We start from the raw sequence: 17494 nt of genomic DNA, 5'->3' as shown, positions 1-17494 counted from the left end.
GGGGGCTACCCGCGGCGCGCGGCTTCGGGCTCGAGCCCGGGGCGGCGCGCCGCGGGGATCTCGGCGTCCTTGAGGCCCTGTGCCCACAGGGATCGCACATGGCCCAGGTGCCGGGTCATGCAGGCCTCGGCGGCCTGTGCGTCACCGGCCAGCATCAGATCGAGGAGCTCCAGATGCTCCTCGGCGGACGGCAGCAGCTGGTCCCGTTCGTCCAGCGCGGTCAGTCCGTAGAGGCGGGAGCGCTTGCGCAGATCGCCGACTGTCTCGACGAGACGCTCGTTGCCCGAGAGGCCGAGCAGGGTGAGATGGAACTGGCGGTCGGCCTCCAGATAGCCGATGAGGTCGTGCTCGCGGGCGGCGCGGACGATCTCCTCGGCCACCGGCCGCAGCGCCTCCAGGTCTTCGCGGGAGGCGCTGCGGGTGATCCGGCCGACCGTCGGGACCTCGATCAGGGTGCGGATCTCGGTGTACTGGTCGAGATCGCGCTCATTGACCTCGGTGACTCTGAATCCCTTGTTCCGCATCGGTTCGACGAGACCTTCGCGGGCGAGGTCGAGCATCGCCTCACGCACCGGGGTGGCGGAGACGCCGAAGTCCTCGGCGAGCCCCGGCGCCGAGTAGACCTCGCCCGGGCGGAGTTCGCCGGAGATGAGCGCGGCCCGCAGAGCATGAGCCACCTGGTCGCGCAACCGCTCCCGGGCCGTGACAAGGTTGCGCTGGTTGAGGTGCCCCATGGTGCTCCGTCCGTGCTTCCGCGGATCACCAGAGTACAATGTCACGTTGCTTCCGCAGGTCCGTGGGTGGAGCGCCGGCCGCCCGACGGAGGTCAGCCGTCGAGGAGTTCGCCCATCCAGGACTCGATCCCGTCGGGTGTGCGCGGCAGCGCGCCGGACATCAGCCGTGCACCGTCCTCGGTGATCACCAGGTCGTCCTCGATCCGTACTCCGATGCCACGCAGTTCCGCCGGCAGCGTCTCGTCGTCGGGCTGGAAGTACAGGCCGGGCTCCACGGTAAGCACATTGCCCTCGCTCAGCACGCCGTCGAGGTAGGTCTCGCTGCGGGCCTGCGCGCAGTCGTGGACGTCAATTCCGAGCATGTGGCCACTGCTGCAGAGGGTGTAGCGCCGGTGCAGATCGCCTTCCGGGCTCTTCAGGATTCCCCATTCGGCCAGTCCCTCGGCGATCACCCGCATGCCTGCCCGGTGGAAGTCCCGGAAGCTCGCTCCGGGCCTGAGCGCGGCCATCCCCGCCTCCTGGGCGGCCAGCACCAGCTCGTACACCTGCAGCTGGAGGAAGGAGAAGCGCCCGGACAGCGGAAGGGTGCGGGTGATGTCGGCGGTGTAGAGGGAGTCGGTCTCCACGCCCGCGTCGAGCAGCAGCAGCTTCTGTGGGTCCAGCGCGCCGTCGTTGCGTATCCAGTGGAGTACGCAGGCGTGTGCGCCGGATGCCGCGATGGTGTCGTAGCCCGTGCCGTTTCCCTCGGCGCGGGCGCGTAGTCCGAAGACGCCCTCGATCCATCGCTCACCGCGCGGATGCGAGAGTGCGCGCGGCAGCGCCCTGACGACGTCCTCGAAACCGGACGCGGTGTGGTCGACGGCCAGTTGCAGCTGGTCCACCTCCCAGGCGTCCTTGATCAGCCGCAGTTCGCTCAGCACGGAGGCGAGTTCGGCGTCGTGCGTCGCGTCGCGGCCGGGCGGCAGCTTTCCGTACTCGTCCAGGTGCTCGCAGCGGATACCGGTCATCCGCTCCGCCTCGGCCAGGTCGGGGCGCCGGCCGACCCAGAACTCGCCGTAGCGGCGGTCCCGGTAGAACTCTTCGCCGTCGTCGCGGGGTGAGCGGGGCCGGACATGGAGCACGGCTTCGTGGCCGCTCGGCCCGGACGGCTCCAGCACCAGCACGTGTCCCGCCTGGTCCTCGCCGGTCAGTCCGGTCAGCCAGGCATACGCGCTGTGCGGGCGGAACCGGTAGTCGCAGTCGTTCGAACGGACTGTGAGCCCGCCCGCCGGGATCAGCAGTCGTTCGCCGGGGAAGCGGCCGGACAGCCGGGCGCGGCGGGAAGGGGTGAACCGGGCGGCGGGCAGAAGGAGTTCGCCGGGCAGCGGCCCGGCGGCCCAGTCGCGGGCCATGAAGGCCTGGAGCTCGGCGGAGGGCGTCAGGTCGTGGCTTCCGGTGCGGAGCGCCGGTTGGGTCATCGGATTCGTCTCCCTCGGACAAGGTTCCGCGAACTGGGACGGACGCAGGGGTTGTCAGTGCAATGTCACATTACTACGTTACGCATCACATGGCAGCTGTTGGAGTGTCCTCAACGGCCCTTCGTGGCACGGCACTTCATCCTCCGAACCCCCACTCAGGAGACATCGGTGTCCCGATACACATCCGGATTCAGACCCCTGCTGGCCGCGGTGATTGCGGCCGCTGCGCTGGTGGCCCCGCTCGCACCAGTCGGCCAGGCCTCGGCGGCGCCCGCGCAGCCGAAGTCAACTGCCGCTCCCGCCGGGCCCGTCGACAACCACAACCCGCACGACGAAGTGGAACGCCTCGCCGCGGCACCCAAGTTCACGGCCCGCACCGCGCCCGCCCCCGGCGGGCTGCCGGAGGGCCGTATCCCCGGCGCCCGTACGGCAAGCAGCGCCAAGACGGCGACCGGCGCTCCAGCGGTTCCGTGCACACTGGACGGCATCACACCTCTGGGTCCCGAGCAGTTCGCCGACTTCCTCGCCGACCCGGCTGTTACCGCCGACGGCTGTCTGCGCGACGTCATCTGGACCTGGGACGCCCGCCTCGCCCCCGTCATGTCCGACGCCCACGTCCAAGCCGTCTCCCGCCGGATATCCACGCTCTCCCCGGGCCATGACGGGAAGAACGGCAGCCATCTGCTGGAGATGCTCACCTACCTCCACGCCGTGGTCTACCACGACTTCTCACGCGGCGAGATCGACGTCACCGACGCCCCCACCACCGAGGCCATGCGCCGCGCCATCAACGCCTTCGGTACGGCGGCCCGCTCCTTCACCGCCACACGCACCAACGCCGAGACGCTGCGCGAAGGTCTCTACGCGGGCAGCGGACCCGGGCTGCGCCACTCCCAGCTCGCCCTGATCCAGAAGGTGCTGGCCACCATGGACCAGTACCACTCCACCACCTACAAGGACCCCGCCTGGGGCGGCGCCGCGCTGGCCGGGCTCTCCGTCAACTACCTGGGGATCTACCCGGGCAACAACGACACCTCCTTCCGCGCGCTGGTCGCCCGGAACACGACCTACCGAGGCGCGTTCCGGAAGTTCGCCGGTTACACCCACCTCAAAGGCACGGCGAACGAGTGGGTGGTACGGGACGCGCTGGGCGAGTACGGCCGCTTCGGCCAGATCGAGGCCCTGAAGTCCGAGACCGTCTCCGGCCTGGGCGCGCTGCTGCCGGTCACCACGCGCAACTTCGGCGAGGGCAGCCGGCCCTGGGCCAAGGTGGCGAGCTGGCTCAACTTCTACGAGGCATGCAAGCCGTACGGGGTGTGCAAGGACGACATCGAGCGCCGCATCTTCCCGTACACCCACATCTACGACAACGGCGCCATGAAGGTCCGCACCGGGCTGGGCCGGGCGGTCGTCGACCAGCTCTACTACGCGAGCAAGCAGGTCAAGGCCCAGTTCCACCGCGTCCTGGGCACCGATGCGCCGCTGACCGGTGACACCAACACCTCACTGAACATCGTGCTCTACGCCTCGCGCGCCGACTACGAGACGTACCACCCACTGCTCACCGGGATGGACACCAACAACGGCGGGGTCTACATCGAACGTGGCGCGACCTTCTACACCTACCAGCGGCGCGTTCCGCAGGACTCCTCGCTCACCCTGGAGGAACTCTTCCGTCACGAGTACACGCACTACCTCAACGGCCGCTGGGCGGTGCCCGGGTACTTCGGCGAGGGCCCGTGGTACCAGGGGGACCGCACGACCGCCATGGACGAGGGCACGGCCGAGTTCTTCGACGGCGCCACCCGCGACGACGGCATCGCCGTGCGCAAGTCGCTGGTGCAGGGCGTCATCGACGACACGGCGGGCGGCGGGCCGCGCATGAGCGTGAACCAGTTGCTGCACGCCACCTACGACGGCGACGGCTTCCGCTTCTACGACTACGCCGGCACCTTCTTCGAGTTCCTGTGGACCGAACGCCCCGCGCTGATCCGCGAGATGTACGGGTACCTGCGCGCCGACGACCCTGCCGCCTTCGACGCCTGGCGCAGCCGCCTCGGCCGGGACGCCGCGATGCAGCGCGCGTACGACAGCTTCCTGGACGCACAGATCGCCCGGGTCGACGAGCTCTTCGTGCCGAACACCACGTTCAATCCGAACGACCGGCTGCGGGACTCCTCGGCCGAAGCGGTCCGCGTCTCCCTCGCCACCGCCACCCAGCTCAGTCCCACCTGCGCGACCGCTCCTGATCCGACGATGCGCCGTTTCATCTGCACCGGCCGGATCACCGCGAACCTCACCGACTCCTCGAGCCCCGACCGCGTCTTCAAGGACATGTCCGAGACGGTCGACTACTTCATCCTGGACCGGGCTCGCCCGGCATCCACCAATCTGACCGACATGAACTGCCACTTCGGCAAGGTCGACATCTGGACGGACGGCCGCGCGGGCACTGCCGACTACACCTGCGAAGGCCCGCTGCGCAGCTGAAGTCGCCGGACCCCGTACGGCCTTCGGCTGTGCGGGGTCCGGGGCGGCGCCCCGTTACGGCTGGGGCCGCTGGAACGCCTCCAGGATCCGCTCAGCGGCAAGCGTCGCCGTCAACTCCCCGTCCTTCACCTGCTGTTCAAGACCGGGAGCGAGCCTGCGCACCTCAGGATGGTGGCGCAGCCGGTCCCGCAGTTCGTCGTGGACCATCGTCCACGCCCAGTCGATCTGCTGGTCGCGCCGCTTGGCGGCGAGCCGGCCGGTCGAATCGAGCAGCGCCTGATGCTGCTCAAGACGCTCCCACACGGTGTCGAGACCGGTGCCCTCGCGGGCGCTGCAGGACAGCACCGGGGGAGTCCACGCCGCGTCGGCCGGGTGCATCAGCCGCAGCGCACCGGCCAGTTCACGGGCGGCGGAACGGGCATCGCGCTCGTGCGGGCCGTCCGCCTTGTTGACCGTGATGACGTCGGCCAGCTCCAGCACACCCTTCTTGATGCCCTGCAGCTGGTCACCGGTGCGAGCGAGCGTGAGCAGCAGGAACGAGTCCACCATGCTGGCCACGGCGGTCTCCGACTGGCCGACGCCGACCGTTTCCACGAGCACCACGTCGTATCCCGCGGCCTCCACCACGATGATGGATTCACGGGTCGCCTTGGCCACCCCGCCCAGCGTGCCCGAGGTGGGGGAGGGCCGTACGAACGCCGCCGGGTCCACGGCCAGGCGCTCCATCCGGGTCTTGTCGCCCAGGATGGAGCCGCCGGTACGGCTGGACGACGGGTCGACGGCCAGCACCGCGACCCGGTGGCCGAGGCCGGTGAGCAGCGTGCCGAGCGCGTCGATGAAGGTGGACTTGCCGACGCCGGGGACCCCGCTGATGCCCACCCGCCGGGCCGCTCCGGAGAACGGCAGCAGCTCCGTCAGCAGCTGCTGGGCGAGAGCGCGATGATCGGCACGGGTGGACTCGACGAGTGTGATGGCGCGGGCGATGTACGCCCGCGACCCCTCACGTACGCCCTTGACGTAGCTGTCGATGTCGAGCGTGGGATGCATCCGGGGCACAGTCCTACAACTCGTGGCCGAGCGAGGCGCCCAGCGTCTTCACCAGGTCCTGCGCGGCGTCCGGGATCACCGTGCCGGGCGGGAAGACCGCGGCTGCTCCGGCCTCGCGCAGCGTCTGGACATCCTGCGGCGGGATCACCCCGCCCACGACGATCATGATGTCCTCCCGTCCCTCGGCGGCCAGTTGCTCCCGCAGCGCGGGCACCAGTGTGAGATGCCCGGCGGCCAGCGAGGAGACCCCGACGATGTGCACATCCGCCTCGACCGCCTGGCGGGCCACCTCTTCCGGCGTCTGGAACAGCGGGCCGACGTCCACGTCGAAGCCGAGGTCGGCGAACGCGGTGGCGATCACCTTCTGGCCGCGGTCATGGCCGTCCTGGCCCATCTTGGCGACCAGGATGCGCGGGCGGCGGCCCTCCGCCTCCTCGAACCCCTCGACCAGGGTGCGGGTGGCTTCCACGGACGGGGAGGTGCCGGCCTCGTTTCGGTACACACCGGAGATCGTACGGATCTGGCCGGAGTGCCGCCCGTACACCTTCTCCAGGGCGTCCGAGATCTCGCCGACCGTGGCCATGGCGCGCGCAGCGTTCACCGCCAGGGCGAGCAGATTGCCCTCCAGGCCGCCGTCGCGGCCCGGGCCGGCCTCCGCCGAGGCGGTCAGGGCACGCAGCGCGTCCTGGCACGCGGCCTCGTCGCGCTCCGCGCGCAGCCGTCTCAGCTTCTCGATCTGCTGGGTGCGCACCGAGGAGTTGTCGACCTTGAGCACATCGATCTGCTCGTCGGTCTCGACCCTGTACTTGTTCACGCCGATGACGGGCTGCCGTCCGGAGTCGATGCGTGCCTGCGTACGCGCCGCGGCCTCCTCGACGCGCAGCTTGGGGATACCGGCGTCGATGGCCTGCGCCATACCGCCGGCCGCCTCGACCTCCTCGATGTGCTGCCAGGCACGGCGGGCGAGGTCGTGGGTGAGCTTCTCGACGTACGCACTGCCGCCCCACGGGTCGATGACCCGGCAGGTCCCGGACTCCTGCTGGAGCAGCAGCTGGGTGTTGCGGGCGATGCGCGCGGAGAAGTCGGTGGGCAGCGCCAGCGCCTCGTCCAGGGCGTTGGTGTGCAGCGACTGCGTGTGTCCCTGGGTGGCGGCCATCGCCTCCACACAGGTGCGGGTGACATTGTTGAACACGTCCTGGGCCGTCAGCGACCAGCCCGAGGTCTGGCAATGGGTGCGCAGGGAGAGCGACTTGGCGTTCTTGGGCTCGAACTGCCTGACGAGTCTCGCCCACAGCAGCCGCGCGGCCCGCAGCTTCGCGATCTCCATGAAGTAGTTCATGCCGATCGCCCAGAAGAAGGACAGCCGGGGCGCGAAGGCGTCCACGTCGAGTCCGGCGCCGAGGCCGGCCCGCAGATACTCCATCCCGTCGGCGAGGGTGTATGCCAGCTCCAGGTCGGCCGTGGCTCCGGCCTCCTGGATGTGATAGCCGGAGATGGAGATGGAGTTGTAGCGCGGCATCTTCTGCGAGGTGTACGCGAAGATGTCCGAGATGATCCGCATCGAGGGCCGGGGCGGATAGATGTAGGTGTTGCGGACCATGAACTCTTTGAGGATGTCGTTCTGGATGGTCCCGGCCAGCTTCTCGGGCGGTACGCCCTGCTCCTCGGCGGCCACGATGTACAGCGCGAGAACGGGCAGCACGGCACCGTTCATCGTCATCGACACGCTCATCCGGTCCAGCGGGATGCCGTCGAAGAGCTGCCGCATGTCGTAGATCGAGTCGATGGCCACACCGGCCATGCCGACATCGCCCGTCACCCGCGGATGATCACTGTCGTAGCCGCGGTGGGTCGGCAGGTCGAAGGCGACCGACAGGCCCTTCTGCCCGGCGGCGAGGTTGCGCCGGTAGAAGGCGTTGGACTCCTCGGCCGTGGAGAATCCGGCGTACTGACGGATCGTCCAGGGCTGGTTGACGTACATCGTCGGGTACGGGCCGCGCAGATACGGTGCGATGCCCGGGTACGTGCCGAGGAAGTCGAGACCGGCCAGGTCCTGCCCGGTGTACAGCGGCTTGACGGGAATGCCCTCGGGGGTGTCCCACACCAGATCGGCGTCGCCCTTGCCGGTGCTCTCCTTGACGGCCGTACGCCACTGGTCCTCGGTGGCCCCGCGCGCGTCGCCGGGCCCGAGCTCGATTCCTGAGAAGTCGGGGATCCCCATCACGCCACTCCGATTTGGTCGAGGACGGAGGTGAGGACGGCGACCGCGTCGCCGCCCGCGACGACGAACTCGTCGACTCCGGCCCGTTCGTACGTCTCACGCTGCTCGCCGGGACGCCCCGCGAGATACACCCGCAGCGCACCCGCAGACTTGAGCGCCTCGGCCACCGGCGCTGCCTGCTCGGCATAGAGAGCGTCGCTGGAGCAGACGCATGCCACGTTCGCCCCGCTGCGGCTGAACGCCTCGGCGGCCGATGCCGCGTCGACCGAGACCGGATCGTGGACCGGTTCGATGCCGCCCGCCTGGAAGAGGTTGGCGGCGAACGACGCGCGCGCGGTGTGCGCCGCGGCCGGGCCCAGCGCCGCGAGGAAGACTCGCGGCCGGGCGCCGGTGGCGGCGAGGTGCGCGTCCGAGCGGGCGCGCAACGCTTCGTACGCCTCGTCGCGGCGCACCTTCGGCAGACCGCCGGAGGGTGCGGCGGGCGCGGGGTCGCGTTCCACCGGCGCCTGCGCGAGCAGCGGGAACTCGCTGACGCCGGTGACCGGTTCGCGCCGCTTGGCCAGGTTCTTCTTACGGCTCTCCCAGGTGGCGCCGAGCCGCTCGGAGACCAACCCGCTGCGCAGCGCGGCCTCCTGGCCCCCGGCGCGCTCGATCTCCTGGAACCAGTCCCAGGCCGCGTGCGCGAGTTCATCGGTGAGCTGCTCCACGTACCAGGAGCCGCCCGCCGGGTCGATGACCCGTCCGACGTGCGACTCCTCGACCAGGATCGTCGAGGTGTTGCGGGAGATCCGGCGGGCGAAGGCGTCCGGCAGGCCGAGCGCGTGGTCGAAGGGCAGTACGGTCACGGCATCGGCGCCGCCCACACCCGCGGCGAGCGAGGCGACCGTGGTGCGGAGCATGTTCACCCAGGGGTCGCGCCGGGTCATCATCACCGACGAGGTCACGGCGTGCTGGCGCTGTGCGCCCGCCGTGGCGTCCGCCCCGCAGGCCTCGGCCACCCGGGCCCACACCCGCCGTGCGGCGCGCAGCTTCGCGATCGTCAGGAACTGGTCGGCGGTGGCCGCGTACCGGAACTCCAGCTGGCCGCAGGCCGCTTCCACCGGGAGTCCGGCGGCGGTGAGGGCACGCAGCAGGGCGACACCGGTGGCCAGCGAACAGCCCAGCTCCTGGGCGGCCGAGCCGCCCGCCTCGTGGTACGGCAGCGCGTCGACGGTCAGCGCGCGCAGTCCCGGGTACCGCTGGTCGCAGAGCGCGGCGAGTCCGGCCGCGGCGGCCGTGTGGCCGGCAACATCCGCGTACTGCCCCGTGCGGGCGGCGTGCCCCAGCGGGTCGGCGCCGAGATTGCCGAGCGCGGCCTCGGGAGCGACGCCCCGCTCCTCGTACAGCCGCAGCAGCTCCCGTGCGGCGGCGTCGAATTCGGCACCGGCGTCGAGCACGACGGGCGCCAGGTCGAGGTAGACGCCGTCCAGGACCGTGCCGAGCCCGGAGACGGGCACACCGGCCGGGCCGACGGTCAGCCAGAGCGAGGTGACCCCGTTCTCCAGGTCCGCGAGCACGGCTTCGTTCGTACGCACCGGATCGGGCCGGTCATGGCGCTGGCGTACGTCCCAGCCGGAGACCGCACCACCCTCCGGCGTGCCGCCCCTGGTGAAGGGTGCGAACCCCGGATAGCCGGCGCTCAGCGCGCCGTCGCGTGCGGTGTACAGCGGACGGGTGGTGAGCCCGTCCTCGAGCGCCGTGGACAGCACGTCCTCGGCCGCCGTGTCCGGGATGTCCTTGCCTGCCTTGCGCAGTACGCCGGCCACCAGGCTCTGCCACTGCTCATGGGTCGCATCCGGGAACTCGGCGGCCAGCGAAAACCCGTCTTCGGGGAGGACCGTCATGCTCAGATGTTAGGTCAGGGCCGCAAAGGTGCAGCAGGGGAAAGGGCTGTGACCTTGCACTCTCCGGCTCGCTCTTGATCCTCTGCGCACCATGCCCTATCCAGGTCCCCGATCGGGCGGGGCAGTGCGGAATGGCGGCGCGCCGCCGCGCCCGCGCGCCCGGAGAGGGTCCCGAGCGGGCATGACCGGCCGGGTGCAGCGGGCCGGAGCCCGCCGTACGGTGGGTCCGACAGTCTCCTCGACGGTGACGGGAGCCCCGCGATGGCCGGTGAGATCTCCTTCTTCGAACTGGGCGTGGCCGACTACGAACAGGCCCGGACCTTCTACGGCGGCATGTTCGGCTGGACCTTCGAACCGGGCGCCACGGAAGGCGGCGGGTTTCTGATCCGGACGCCCAATGTCCCCGGGGGAGTGCACGGCGGGGACTCCGGGGCGAGCCCGTACGTTTTCTTCAAGGTCGACGACATGAAGCTCGCGCTGGAACGCGTCCGTGAGCTGGGCGGTACGGTCGACGACTTCGACGCGGGCGACGACGAGGAGTCGATCGCCCGGTTCGGCCGCTTCAAGCTGTGCCACGACGACCAGGGCTCGCCCTTCGGCCTGCACCAGCCGCCGGGAGCCTGAGTCCTTTACGTACGCCGCACGCTCACGTACGCCGCACGCTCCAGTCGAAGCGCCCTCGGCACACCAGCTCTCCGACCGCGTCGACGACCTCGGCCCGAGTGGTGAGGCGGGCGCGTGCCGAGTCCCCGGAGAGGACCGGGCGCAGCGCTTGGCGGGCCTGATCGTCCAGCCGGCAGGTGGCCACGAGCCGTCCCCGGGCGGGCGCCAGGAACTCCAGGGACGCGACAGCTCCCAGCGGCACCACTCGCTGGAACGCGTCGGCGTCCTCGGCCGTCGCGATCATCGCGGCCAGCCCGGCGGCGTCGATCAGGGCGATGAGTCCGCCGGAGTGCAGCGAGCCGATCACGTTCGTCAGGGACGCAGGCGTCTCCAGGGCGAGCTCCGCTTCGCCGTCAGCGGCGCGCAGCACCTCGATCCCGGCCGTGCGGTGCGCCGGGATGGGATCCAGCAGGGACCGCGACGTACCGCCTCCTGGGATATAGCTTGATCGACCGCTTTCCCCTGTCCCTGAGGCCCGGGTGACGCCATGTGCTGGAGTGCGACGGCCGACCTCGTGGCAGGCACCGCTATCGCCGCCGTCGGGGTGGCCTGCGTCGCGCAGGTGCGCCGGGCCCGCGATCTGCCGCTCGCCGCGCTGCCGTTGCTCCTCGGAGCGCACCAGGTCATCGAGTCCGTCGTCTGGCGCTCGGCCGGCGGGGCGGGCCCCGCCACCGTGGCCTGGGCCGTGATCGCCCTGCCGCTGCTGCCGGTGTGGGTGCCGTTCGGAGTACTGCTCGCCGCCCCGTCGCGCGTACGGCCCAGGCTGGTGGTCCCGGCCGCCGCCGGGCTCGCCACCGCCGCCGTACTCGCGTACTGCCTGGCCACCCGGCCCGTCACGGCGGAGATCCGGGGCCACACTCTGGCCTATGTCCTCGACCTGCCGAACTCGCCGCTGATCATCGTCGGGTATCTCCTGGCCACGTCGGCTCCCTGCTGCTCGCCAAGGACCCCGTACTGCGGCTGCTCGGAGTGCTGGCCGGGGCCGGTGCGGTGGTCTGCGCGGCGCTGTGGCGGCTGGAGTTCGTCTCCACCTGGTGCGCCCTCGCCGCGGTCGTTTCCGTCGTCATGCTCCGCTGGGTGTGGCGACTACGCCTGGACGATGCCGATCACCGCGCTCGACAAACTGCAAACGAAAGACCCTAGACCCGGCCCTGGTGGGACTCGTACACGACACCGGCGACGACCAGGTCCTCCCAGGCCATGCCTACGCTCTTGAACAGCCGGGGGCGGGAGCCGTCGGCCTTGACCGTGCCGCGGGCGAGCTCCGCGAGGCCGACGAGGGAGCCGGGGGCCAGCGCTCCCGAGCCGATGGCCAGGATGATGTCGCCCGCCTCACGCAGCGCCGCGCCGCGCGCCTCGACCACCACCGTCGAGCGGCGCACCGTCTCGTCGTCGACCTCGCGCGCATCCGGCTCGTGCGAGCCGACGGCGAGGACCGTCGCGTGCGCGGACAGCGCTGATCCGTCGAACAGGGGCGTACGGGCGGTGGTGCAGCAGGCGATCAGATCCGCCTGTGCCACCGCGTCCGGCGTACCGGCCTCCACCACCGGTCCCGAATCCCCGTACTGCTGAAGGAAGATGGCGAGACGGCCGCGGTCGCGCCCGACGACCGTGATGTGCCGCAGCGGGCGGACGGCGCGCAGCGCCTCGATATGGCTGTGCGCCTGGGGGCCGGTGCCGAAGACGACAAGCCGCTCGGCGTCCGCTGCGGCGAGCAGATCGGCGGCGGCCGCCGAGACTGCCGCCGTACGGATGGCGGTCAGCGCGACACCGTCGAGCAGCGCGAGTGGGACGAGCGTCCGCGCGTCGAGAAGCAGATAGGTGCCCTGGATGCGGGGGAGTCCGAGGGCGGGGTTGCCCGGTGCGACCGTGGCGAGCTTGACGCCCGCGTACCGACGGGAGTGCGAGGGCATCAGCAGCAACTGACCGTGGTCGACCGGGACCACGGTGCGGGCGGGATCGGTCTCCGGGTCGAGGCCTTCGCGCAGCGCGTCCTGGAGTGCGGCGATTGCGGTGGGCATGGGGAGCGCGGCGCGCACGTCGTCGGCTGCGATGACTGTGGTCGCGCCCGGGCTCATCGTTCCTCCAGCGGAAGCGGATCGTCCACCCTCTGCGGGATGGCACGTTACCGTGCGCGGCGGCGCCCGCTGGGGCTCCGCCCCGGACCCCCCGCCTCAATCGCCGGCGAGGCTTGAGTTGCCCGGCGATCGAGGACACGGCCGAAGGCCGTACAGGAGCCTGGGGCGCAGCCCCGGGCCACCCCGGACGTGGGTCAGACGTTCGGCACCCGCAGCCTGTCCCAGCTCGACTTGCCCGGAATGCCGTCCGCGTCGCTCCCCGTGAAGCCCAGCTTGCGCTGCCACGCCGCGTACGACTTGCGGTCCGCCTCCGACCAGTCCGGGCTCGGGCCGACCTCGTACTTCCCGCAGCCCTCGGCCACCAGTCTCTTGCCCATGGCCGTGATGATGGGGCTCTTCCGCCCGGCCTGGAAGAACGCTGCTCCGGGGAACGGCTCGAACTTCGCCGGGGGCTTCGGCGCGGGCGGCTTGGGCGGGCCGTCCGGCCCGCCGCCGAGCCGCGCCCTGATGCGGCTCCGCATCGAGTCCATCGTGAACCCGCGCGGGTCGATCTTCCCCGGCTGCCACTCCTTGTGGCCGATCACCGAGCGGTAACCCCAGCCGTGCGCCCGGCAGATCGCCGCCGACGCCTTCTCGATGGCCTCCAGCTGGGCGGCCGGCCACGGGTCCGTGCCGTTGCCGAGGTTGACACACTCGAAGCCGTAGAAGTAGCGATTGCCGTCGGTGTTGGCCTCGTTGTCAGCGGGCAGCGCGGTCTCGTTGATCACCGCCCGCAGCACGTCGTCGTCGCCGAGACCGGCGTGGTTGGCACGGCCGTTGCCGACCAGATGGACCGAGCCGTCCTTGGCTATCACCCCGTGGCACAGCGGCCCCGGCAGGCTCGAATGGCCGTTGTAGCAGAGTTCGACGGAGCTCTGGGTGCCCGAGGTCACGGTGTGATGGATCATCACCCCGTGCATGGGCCCCCACGGACCCTTGTGGTTGCGGTTGTGCGTGCGCCAGCTCCGGTGCTCCACGACGTGCAGACCCTCGTCACGGAGGACCTTGAGCAGTTTGTCGGCTGACAGGGGCGTCGCCATCGTTGGTGCTCCTTCCCAGGTGGTACGTCAGTGCGCGGGCTGTCCTTCGTCGTCCTGCCCCGCCGTGCGCGCGCCCGAACCGGCGGCCGCCGCGGTCTCGGCCGCCAGGGCTTCCGCCTCGGCCGTGGCCTCCGCCGCCAGCTCCGCCTCGTTCGCGGCGGGGATGACGGCCGCCAGCGGCGCGAACGTCATCCGCAGATCCGGCGTGGAGCCCTCGCCCAGCACCCAGGCCAGCGGTGCGTAGTGGACCTGAATCCCGGCCGGGGCCTGCAGCAGCGGCCGGCGCGCCGCGTCCGTCGGCCACTCGACATTGCCCGTCGCCGTGCGCGCGGGAACGGTCCAGAAGTCACCGGTCCGGTACGTCCTGCCCGGCTCGAAGTACACGAGTACGCCGTCCTCCAGCGGCAGCCAGCCGCCCTCCTCGATCCGGACCGCGCCGTGGCGCAGCTTGGCCGCGCCCTGCTTCGTACGGCCGGAGCCGCTCGTGTGCCGGGAGCCCGAACGGTGGTCCCAGCGTCGCAGGAACGGGTGGAGTTCGGGCCGCCGCCCGACCGAGGAGTCCGGCTCGCCGGAGAGCCGCACCCGCCGCCCCGGCAGGTCGACCTCCTCCACCCGCAGCAGCGGCAGCGGCTCGCCGCGGCTGGTGTAGGCGGTGTCCACGAACTCGACCAGGTCGCCGACGTTCAGATCGAGTTTGTCGTCGCTGCCGAGCGACGCCAACTCCACCCACGTACCGTCGAGTTCGTCGACGGGGAAGGTCACCGAACCGTTCTCCCGCGACCACTTGAAGGTGGCGTCCTTGGCCCCGCCGCCCTCGTGGATCTCCACGCGGTACATCTGGTTCTCCGGGCCCCGGTACCGGGCGTCCGGCTTCACCAGGCACGGGTCCTCGTCCGCGTGCTCGGGACGCTCGCTGCGCGCCGCCATTCGCGCGGTCGGCGCCTGCGCCGCGGCCCACTTCGCGAACGCCGCCCGGACCTGGTCCTTGGACGCCCCGTCTTCCACCTCCAGCTGCGAGCCCGGCAGCGGCAGCACCTGCCAGACGGTCTTCAGCCGAGCGGCCGTGTCGGGCATCGCCGACCCCAGCGCCACCTCACGCAGCAGCGGGTCCTCGGCCGCGGTGACCGAGCGCTCCCACACCTTCAGATAGGCCAGATACGGGAATTGGGTCGGCAGCCGGTCACCGGGGCGCTCCGGGTCCCGGTAGCCGTCCGGCTGGTCCCAGTACGTCCAGGTGGCCGGGGGCTGCGCGTCCGCGGGCGGCGCGTCCTCGTCAGCGTCCTCGGCCGCATGCCCGTCGTCGACGACCGGTACGCCCGGCTGGGGACGTGTCGCATCGAGCAGGATGCCGTCCACGTAGTAGCGGCCGGCGCCGATGGACAGATCGTCCAGTTCGCGGCCGCCGCCCACGAAGGCCAGTGCGAAGCCGGTGGCGCCGGCCGGGCCGCCGTGCTGCCCGATCAGATCGGCGGCGGTCGTGCGGGCCTGCAGCAACTGGATCGCGGCCTGCTCATTGGCGTCCGCGTCGAGCTGTACGCGGCCCTGCTGAGCGATCACCGCCGAGTAGTGCCGGTCCGGCCGGAAGGTGATGCGGGAGATGTCTGCGTGCATGGGAAGGGGTCCCCCTCGGAAGTTCGGCGTTCGGTGAAAAGTCGTGTCAGGTGACGGGGATGATCCCGGCGTCGGTGCCGGCCGGGGCGTACTCGGCGAGCCGGGCCCGCAGGCTGTCCTCGCGCTGCGGCTGGTAGAGATCGTGGAAGGCGCCCATCTCGGAACCGTCCTCGGCGCCGCGCCTGATCTCCTCCGCGCAGCCCGCGGCCAGCTGCCCGTACGCGGGCGTGCCGTACCGCTCACTGGTGAACAGCGGCCGTACCAACTGCGCGTTGGTACGGCCCACCAGATCCGGCTGGCAGCGATGGCGGCGCGGCGTGCGCGAGAGGAGCGGCACGTACGAGAACCGGACACAGCCGATGCCCCGCCGGACGACCTGCATCCGCCCGGTGAAGATGCTGTTCTCGGCGATCTCCACCGCGTGGGTGTGCACCTCGCCGATGACGGTGGTGCGGTGCGCGTGCAGAACGGCGTGCGCGTGGCGGCAGTCCGGCGCGGACAGGGCCGGCAGGTCGTGGCCGGTGGCGTCCAGGATGCTGTCCCGGATGTGGATGGGCAGCGGATCGTGGTTGACCTCGTCGCCGATCACCTCGATGGTGCCGAGGATGCTGCGCTCGATGGACACGCACGCGGTGGTCCGGTCCAGGACCAGGCTCGGCTCCTCGGGGGAGTGCGGCTCGCACTGCGGCTCCAGCGACCAGCCAGGTATCAGCGTGCAGTGCCGCACCACCACCGCGCCGACCGGACCGGTGACATTGAGTCCGCGCCCGGTGATCAGCAGACCGTCCAGCACGATCCGGGGAGCGTCTCCCTCGCAGTCCTCCTGCGCGCGGATGTTGAGCGCGTCGGGCCGGTTGCTGTACCAGTCGAGGAGCCGGATCACCGGCCGGGTTCCCTCGGCCGCGCGCAGCTCCAGCCGGTCGCCGGGGTCCAGATCGAAGTCCAGCTGCTCCTGGTAGGCGCCGCTGTGCGTGATCTCGATGATGCCCTCGGGTCCGCAGCGCCCCGCCCGCCGGTCGGTGCGCCAGTCGTTGTACGCGTCCATGATCCGCTGGTACGTCTGCCCCGGGCCGACCGGGTAGAGCTTCGCCGCCACCGGTGTCTCACGCTCGCGCGGGTACTCGCCGCCGCCGGTGTCGTCCCCGAACGCGTAGTGGTAGGTGACCCAGACGCCCTGCCGCGGCGCGGAGCGCGAGCCGAAGGCGATCCGGCCGAGCGCCGGATCGACTGCGACCTGCCCGCGCCCCGGGCGGTAGCGCCAGTCCGTCAGATCGGCCACCACGATGTCCGAAAGGGCCACCGGCTCGTCCTGGCCGTCGCGCCGGATCGTGAAACTCTTGCCGGGCCCGTAGTAGTCCGCCAGCCGGTCGGCGAGCTGCCGGCGCCGGATGTACGCGGGCACATTGTCGATCGTCGCGACATGCGTCGCCGAAGGCTCAGGGACCGGCTTGGTCACCAGCGGAGTGTCATTGCCCAGAATCGAGAAGGTGTAGAGATTGCGGGCCCGGTCGATGCAGTACGCGGGCGCTCTGGTCACGCGGTACGGCTTGAGCCGCCAGACGAACAGCCCGACCCCGGCGGGGGAGTAGCCCCCCTGCGTACGCGCCGAACCGGACCGCCGCACATTCACCGACTGCGCGACGGCACCGAAGGGGCCGCCCGCCAGATCCAGCGCCGCCCCCTCCCGTACGTCGACCAGCCGGCCGCGCTCGAGGCGGCGCGCGTTCGCGGCGTCCGTCCCCGTTCCGTACAGCTTCACCGGCTGCTGGTGGGAGACGAGCCGGGAGAACTCCACGGCCCGCGAGGGCCATCCGGCGACCTCCTGGGCCAGCTCCTCCAGCAGAGCCAGGGTGCCCTTGCGCCGCCGGTTGGCGACCGTCGCCGCGACATCGCGGCGCGGTGCGAGGGCCTCGGCGAGGCGGCTGCGCGAATCGGCGTCCCCGGCCTCGCCCTCGAGCCCCTTCGCCTGCACGCGCTCATAGCCCGGCAGCGGTTTGTAGCCGACCAGATCCCCGAGATACGGCAGCACCCAGGGCGCCGCGGTCTCCACGAACCAGTCCTCGTAACTCTGCTCGACGCCGTCCCGTACCAGGTCGACCTGCTCGGCGATCACCGCGAGCAGCGCGCGCAGCGGCTCTCCGCCCTCGGCGTCCCGCAGCCGGTGCCACTGCGGGAGCAGCTCCGCGAGCCCGTCCGGCTCCCTGCTCATGCGGTGCTCCTTTCGTGGGTGT

12 protein-coding genes and 1 pseudogene are annotated in these 17494 nt (G+C 71.1%); 3 read left to right on the top strand and 10 right to left on the bottom strand.

Annotation, left to right across the window (positions count from 1 at the left end; genetic code table 11):
• Positions 1-5 precede the first annotated feature (5 nt).
• Together SLUN_RS03960 and SLUN_RS03955 are read right to left on the bottom strand one after the other, a co-directional pair.
• Positions 6-734, bottom strand: coding sequence for a GntR family transcriptional regulator (locus SLUN_RS03960; RefSeq protein ID WP_108147171.1), 729 nt, complete (start codon positions 732-734; stop codon positions 6-8).
• A 92-nt stretch (positions 735-826) separates the two neighbouring features.
• On the bottom strand, positions 827-2191 hold the full coding sequence (locus tag SLUN_RS03955; RefSeq protein ID WP_108147170.1) for an aminopeptidase P family protein: 1365 nt from the start codon (positions 2189-2191) through the stop codon (positions 827-829).
• A gap of 168 nt (positions 2192-2359) precedes the next feature.
• On the opposite strand from SLUN_RS03955, the gene SLUN_RS03950 reads away from it, so the two are divergent.
• A complete protein-coding gene (locus SLUN_RS03950; RefSeq protein ID WP_108147169.1) occupies positions 2360-4681 on the top strand; it encodes a collagenase in 2322 nt (773 codons plus the stop codon).
• 54 nt (positions 4682-4735) lie between these two features.
• On the opposite strand, the gene meaB is transcribed toward SLUN_RS03950, so the two are convergent.
• The 3 genes from meaB to SLUN_RS03935 are packed head-to-tail and all read right to left on the bottom strand — an operon-like array spanning position 4736 to position 9832.
• Positions 4736-5728 (bottom strand): methylmalonyl Co-A mutase-associated GTPase MeaB, encoded by a 993-nt coding sequence (gene meaB / locus SLUN_RS03945; RefSeq protein WP_108147168.1) that lies wholly within the window; start codon positions 5726-5728, stop codon positions 4736-4738.
• Positions 5729-5741: 13 nt separating this feature from the next.
• The gene (scpA, locus tag SLUN_RS03940; protein WP_108147167.1) at positions 5742-7949 is read right to left on the bottom strand and encodes a methylmalonyl-CoA mutase; all 2208 of its coding nucleotides are present in this window, start codon (positions 7947-7949) and stop codon (positions 5742-5744) included.
• Entirely contained in the window at positions 7949-9832 is a 1884-nt protein-coding gene (locus SLUN_RS03935) for a methylmalonyl-CoA mutase family protein (RefSeq protein ID WP_108147166.1), read from the bottom strand. The genes scpA and SLUN_RS03935 overlap by 1 nt, the downstream gene beginning before the upstream one ends.
• Positions 9833-10093: 261 nt before the next feature.
• On the opposite strand from SLUN_RS03935, the gene SLUN_RS03930 reads away from it, so the two are divergent.
• Positions 10094-10456 (top strand): VOC family protein, encoded by a 363-nt coding sequence (locus SLUN_RS03930; RefSeq protein WP_108147165.1) that lies wholly within the window; start codon positions 10094-10096, stop codon positions 10454-10456.
• A 22-nt stretch (positions 10457-10478) separates the two neighbouring features.
• Here SLUN_RS03930 and SLUN_RS03925 read toward each other — a convergent pair whose 3' ends face one another.
• Positions 10479-10895 carry a PaaI family thioesterase gene (locus SLUN_RS03925; protein WP_257153900.1) on the bottom strand — a complete coding sequence of 139 codons (417 nt, stop codon included), beginning with the start codon at positions 10893-10895 and terminating at the stop codon, positions 10479-10481.
• Positions 10896-10982: 87 nt separating this feature from the next.
• On the opposite strand from SLUN_RS03925, the pseudogene SLUN_RS40890 reads away from it, so the two are divergent.
• Positions 10983-11638: pseudogene (locus SLUN_RS40890) on the top strand (DUF6629 family protein).
• Here SLUN_RS40890 and SLUN_RS03915 read toward each other — a convergent pair.
• The 4 genes from SLUN_RS03915 to SLUN_RS03900 form a co-directional block, all read right to left on the bottom strand.
• Positions 11635-12573 (bottom strand): ornithine cyclodeaminase family protein, encoded by a 939-nt coding sequence (locus tag SLUN_RS03915; protein WP_108147164.1) that lies wholly within the window; start codon positions 12571-12573, stop codon positions 11635-11637. The pseudogene SLUN_RS40890 and the gene SLUN_RS03915 sit on opposite strands and share 4 nt — an antisense overlap.
• Before the next feature lie 194 nt (positions 12574-12767).
• Entirely contained in the window at positions 12768-13652 is an 885-nt protein-coding gene (locus tag SLUN_RS03910) for a peptidoglycan-binding protein (RefSeq protein WP_108147163.1), read from the bottom strand.
• A gap of 27 nt (positions 13653-13679) precedes the next feature.
• Positions 13680-15263, bottom strand: coding sequence for a DUF6519 domain-containing protein (locus SLUN_RS03905; protein WP_108147162.1), 1584 nt, complete (start codon positions 15261-15263; stop codon positions 13680-13682).
• Positions 15264-15309: 46 nt separating this feature from the next.
• On the bottom strand, positions 15310-17472 hold the full coding sequence (locus SLUN_RS03900) for a hypothetical protein (RefSeq protein WP_108147161.1): 2163 nt from the start codon (positions 17470-17472) through the stop codon (positions 15310-15312).
• Between the last annotated feature and the right edge of the window lie 22 nt (positions 17473-17494).

It is taken from the genome of Streptomyces lunaelactis (assembly GCF_003054555.1).
Lineage (GTDB): Bacteria > Actinomycetota > Actinomycetes > Streptomycetales > Streptomycetaceae > Streptomyces > Streptomyces lunaelactis.
Note: the sequence above shows the minus strand (reverse complement) of the source record. Positions and strands in the feature narration are given on the sequence as shown.

Coding starts and splice junctions, on each gene's coding strand:
- SLUN_RS03960 (WP_108147171.1), bottom strand. CDS start 734: ATGGGGCACCTCAACCAGCGCAACCTTGTCACGGCCCGGGAGCGGTTG.
- SLUN_RS03955 (WP_108147170.1), bottom strand. CDS start 2,191: ATGACCCAACCGGCGCTCCGCACCGGAAGCCACGACCTGACGCCCTCC.
- meaB (WP_108147168.1), bottom strand. CDS start 5,728: ATGCATCCCACGCTCGACATCGACAGCTACGTCAAGGGCGTACGTGAG.
- scpA (WP_108147167.1), bottom strand. CDS start 7,949: ATGGGGATCCCCGACTTCTCAGGAATCGAGCTCGGGCCCGGCGACGCG.
- SLUN_RS03935 (WP_108147166.1), bottom strand. CDS start 9,832: ATGACGGTCCTCCCCGAAGACGGGTTTTCGCTGGCCGCCGAGTTCCCG.
- SLUN_RS03930 (WP_108147165.1), top strand. CDS start 10,094: ATGGCCGGTGAGATCTCCTTCTTCGAACTGGGCGTGGCCGACTACGAA.
- SLUN_RS03915 (WP_108147164.1), bottom strand. CDS start 12,573: ATGAGCCCGGGCGCGACCACAGTCATCGCAGCCGACGACGTGCGCGCC.
- SLUN_RS03910 (WP_108147163.1), bottom strand. CDS start 13,652: ATGGCGACGCCCCTGTCAGCCGACAAACTGCTCAAGGTCCTCCGTGAC.
- SLUN_RS03905 (WP_108147162.1), bottom strand. CDS start 15,263: ATGCACGCAGACATCTCCCGCATCACCTTCCGGCCGGACCGGCACTAC.
- SLUN_RS03900 (WP_108147161.1), bottom strand. CDS start 17,472: ATGAGCAGGGAGCCGGACGGGCTCGCGGAGCTGCTCCCGCAGTGGCAC.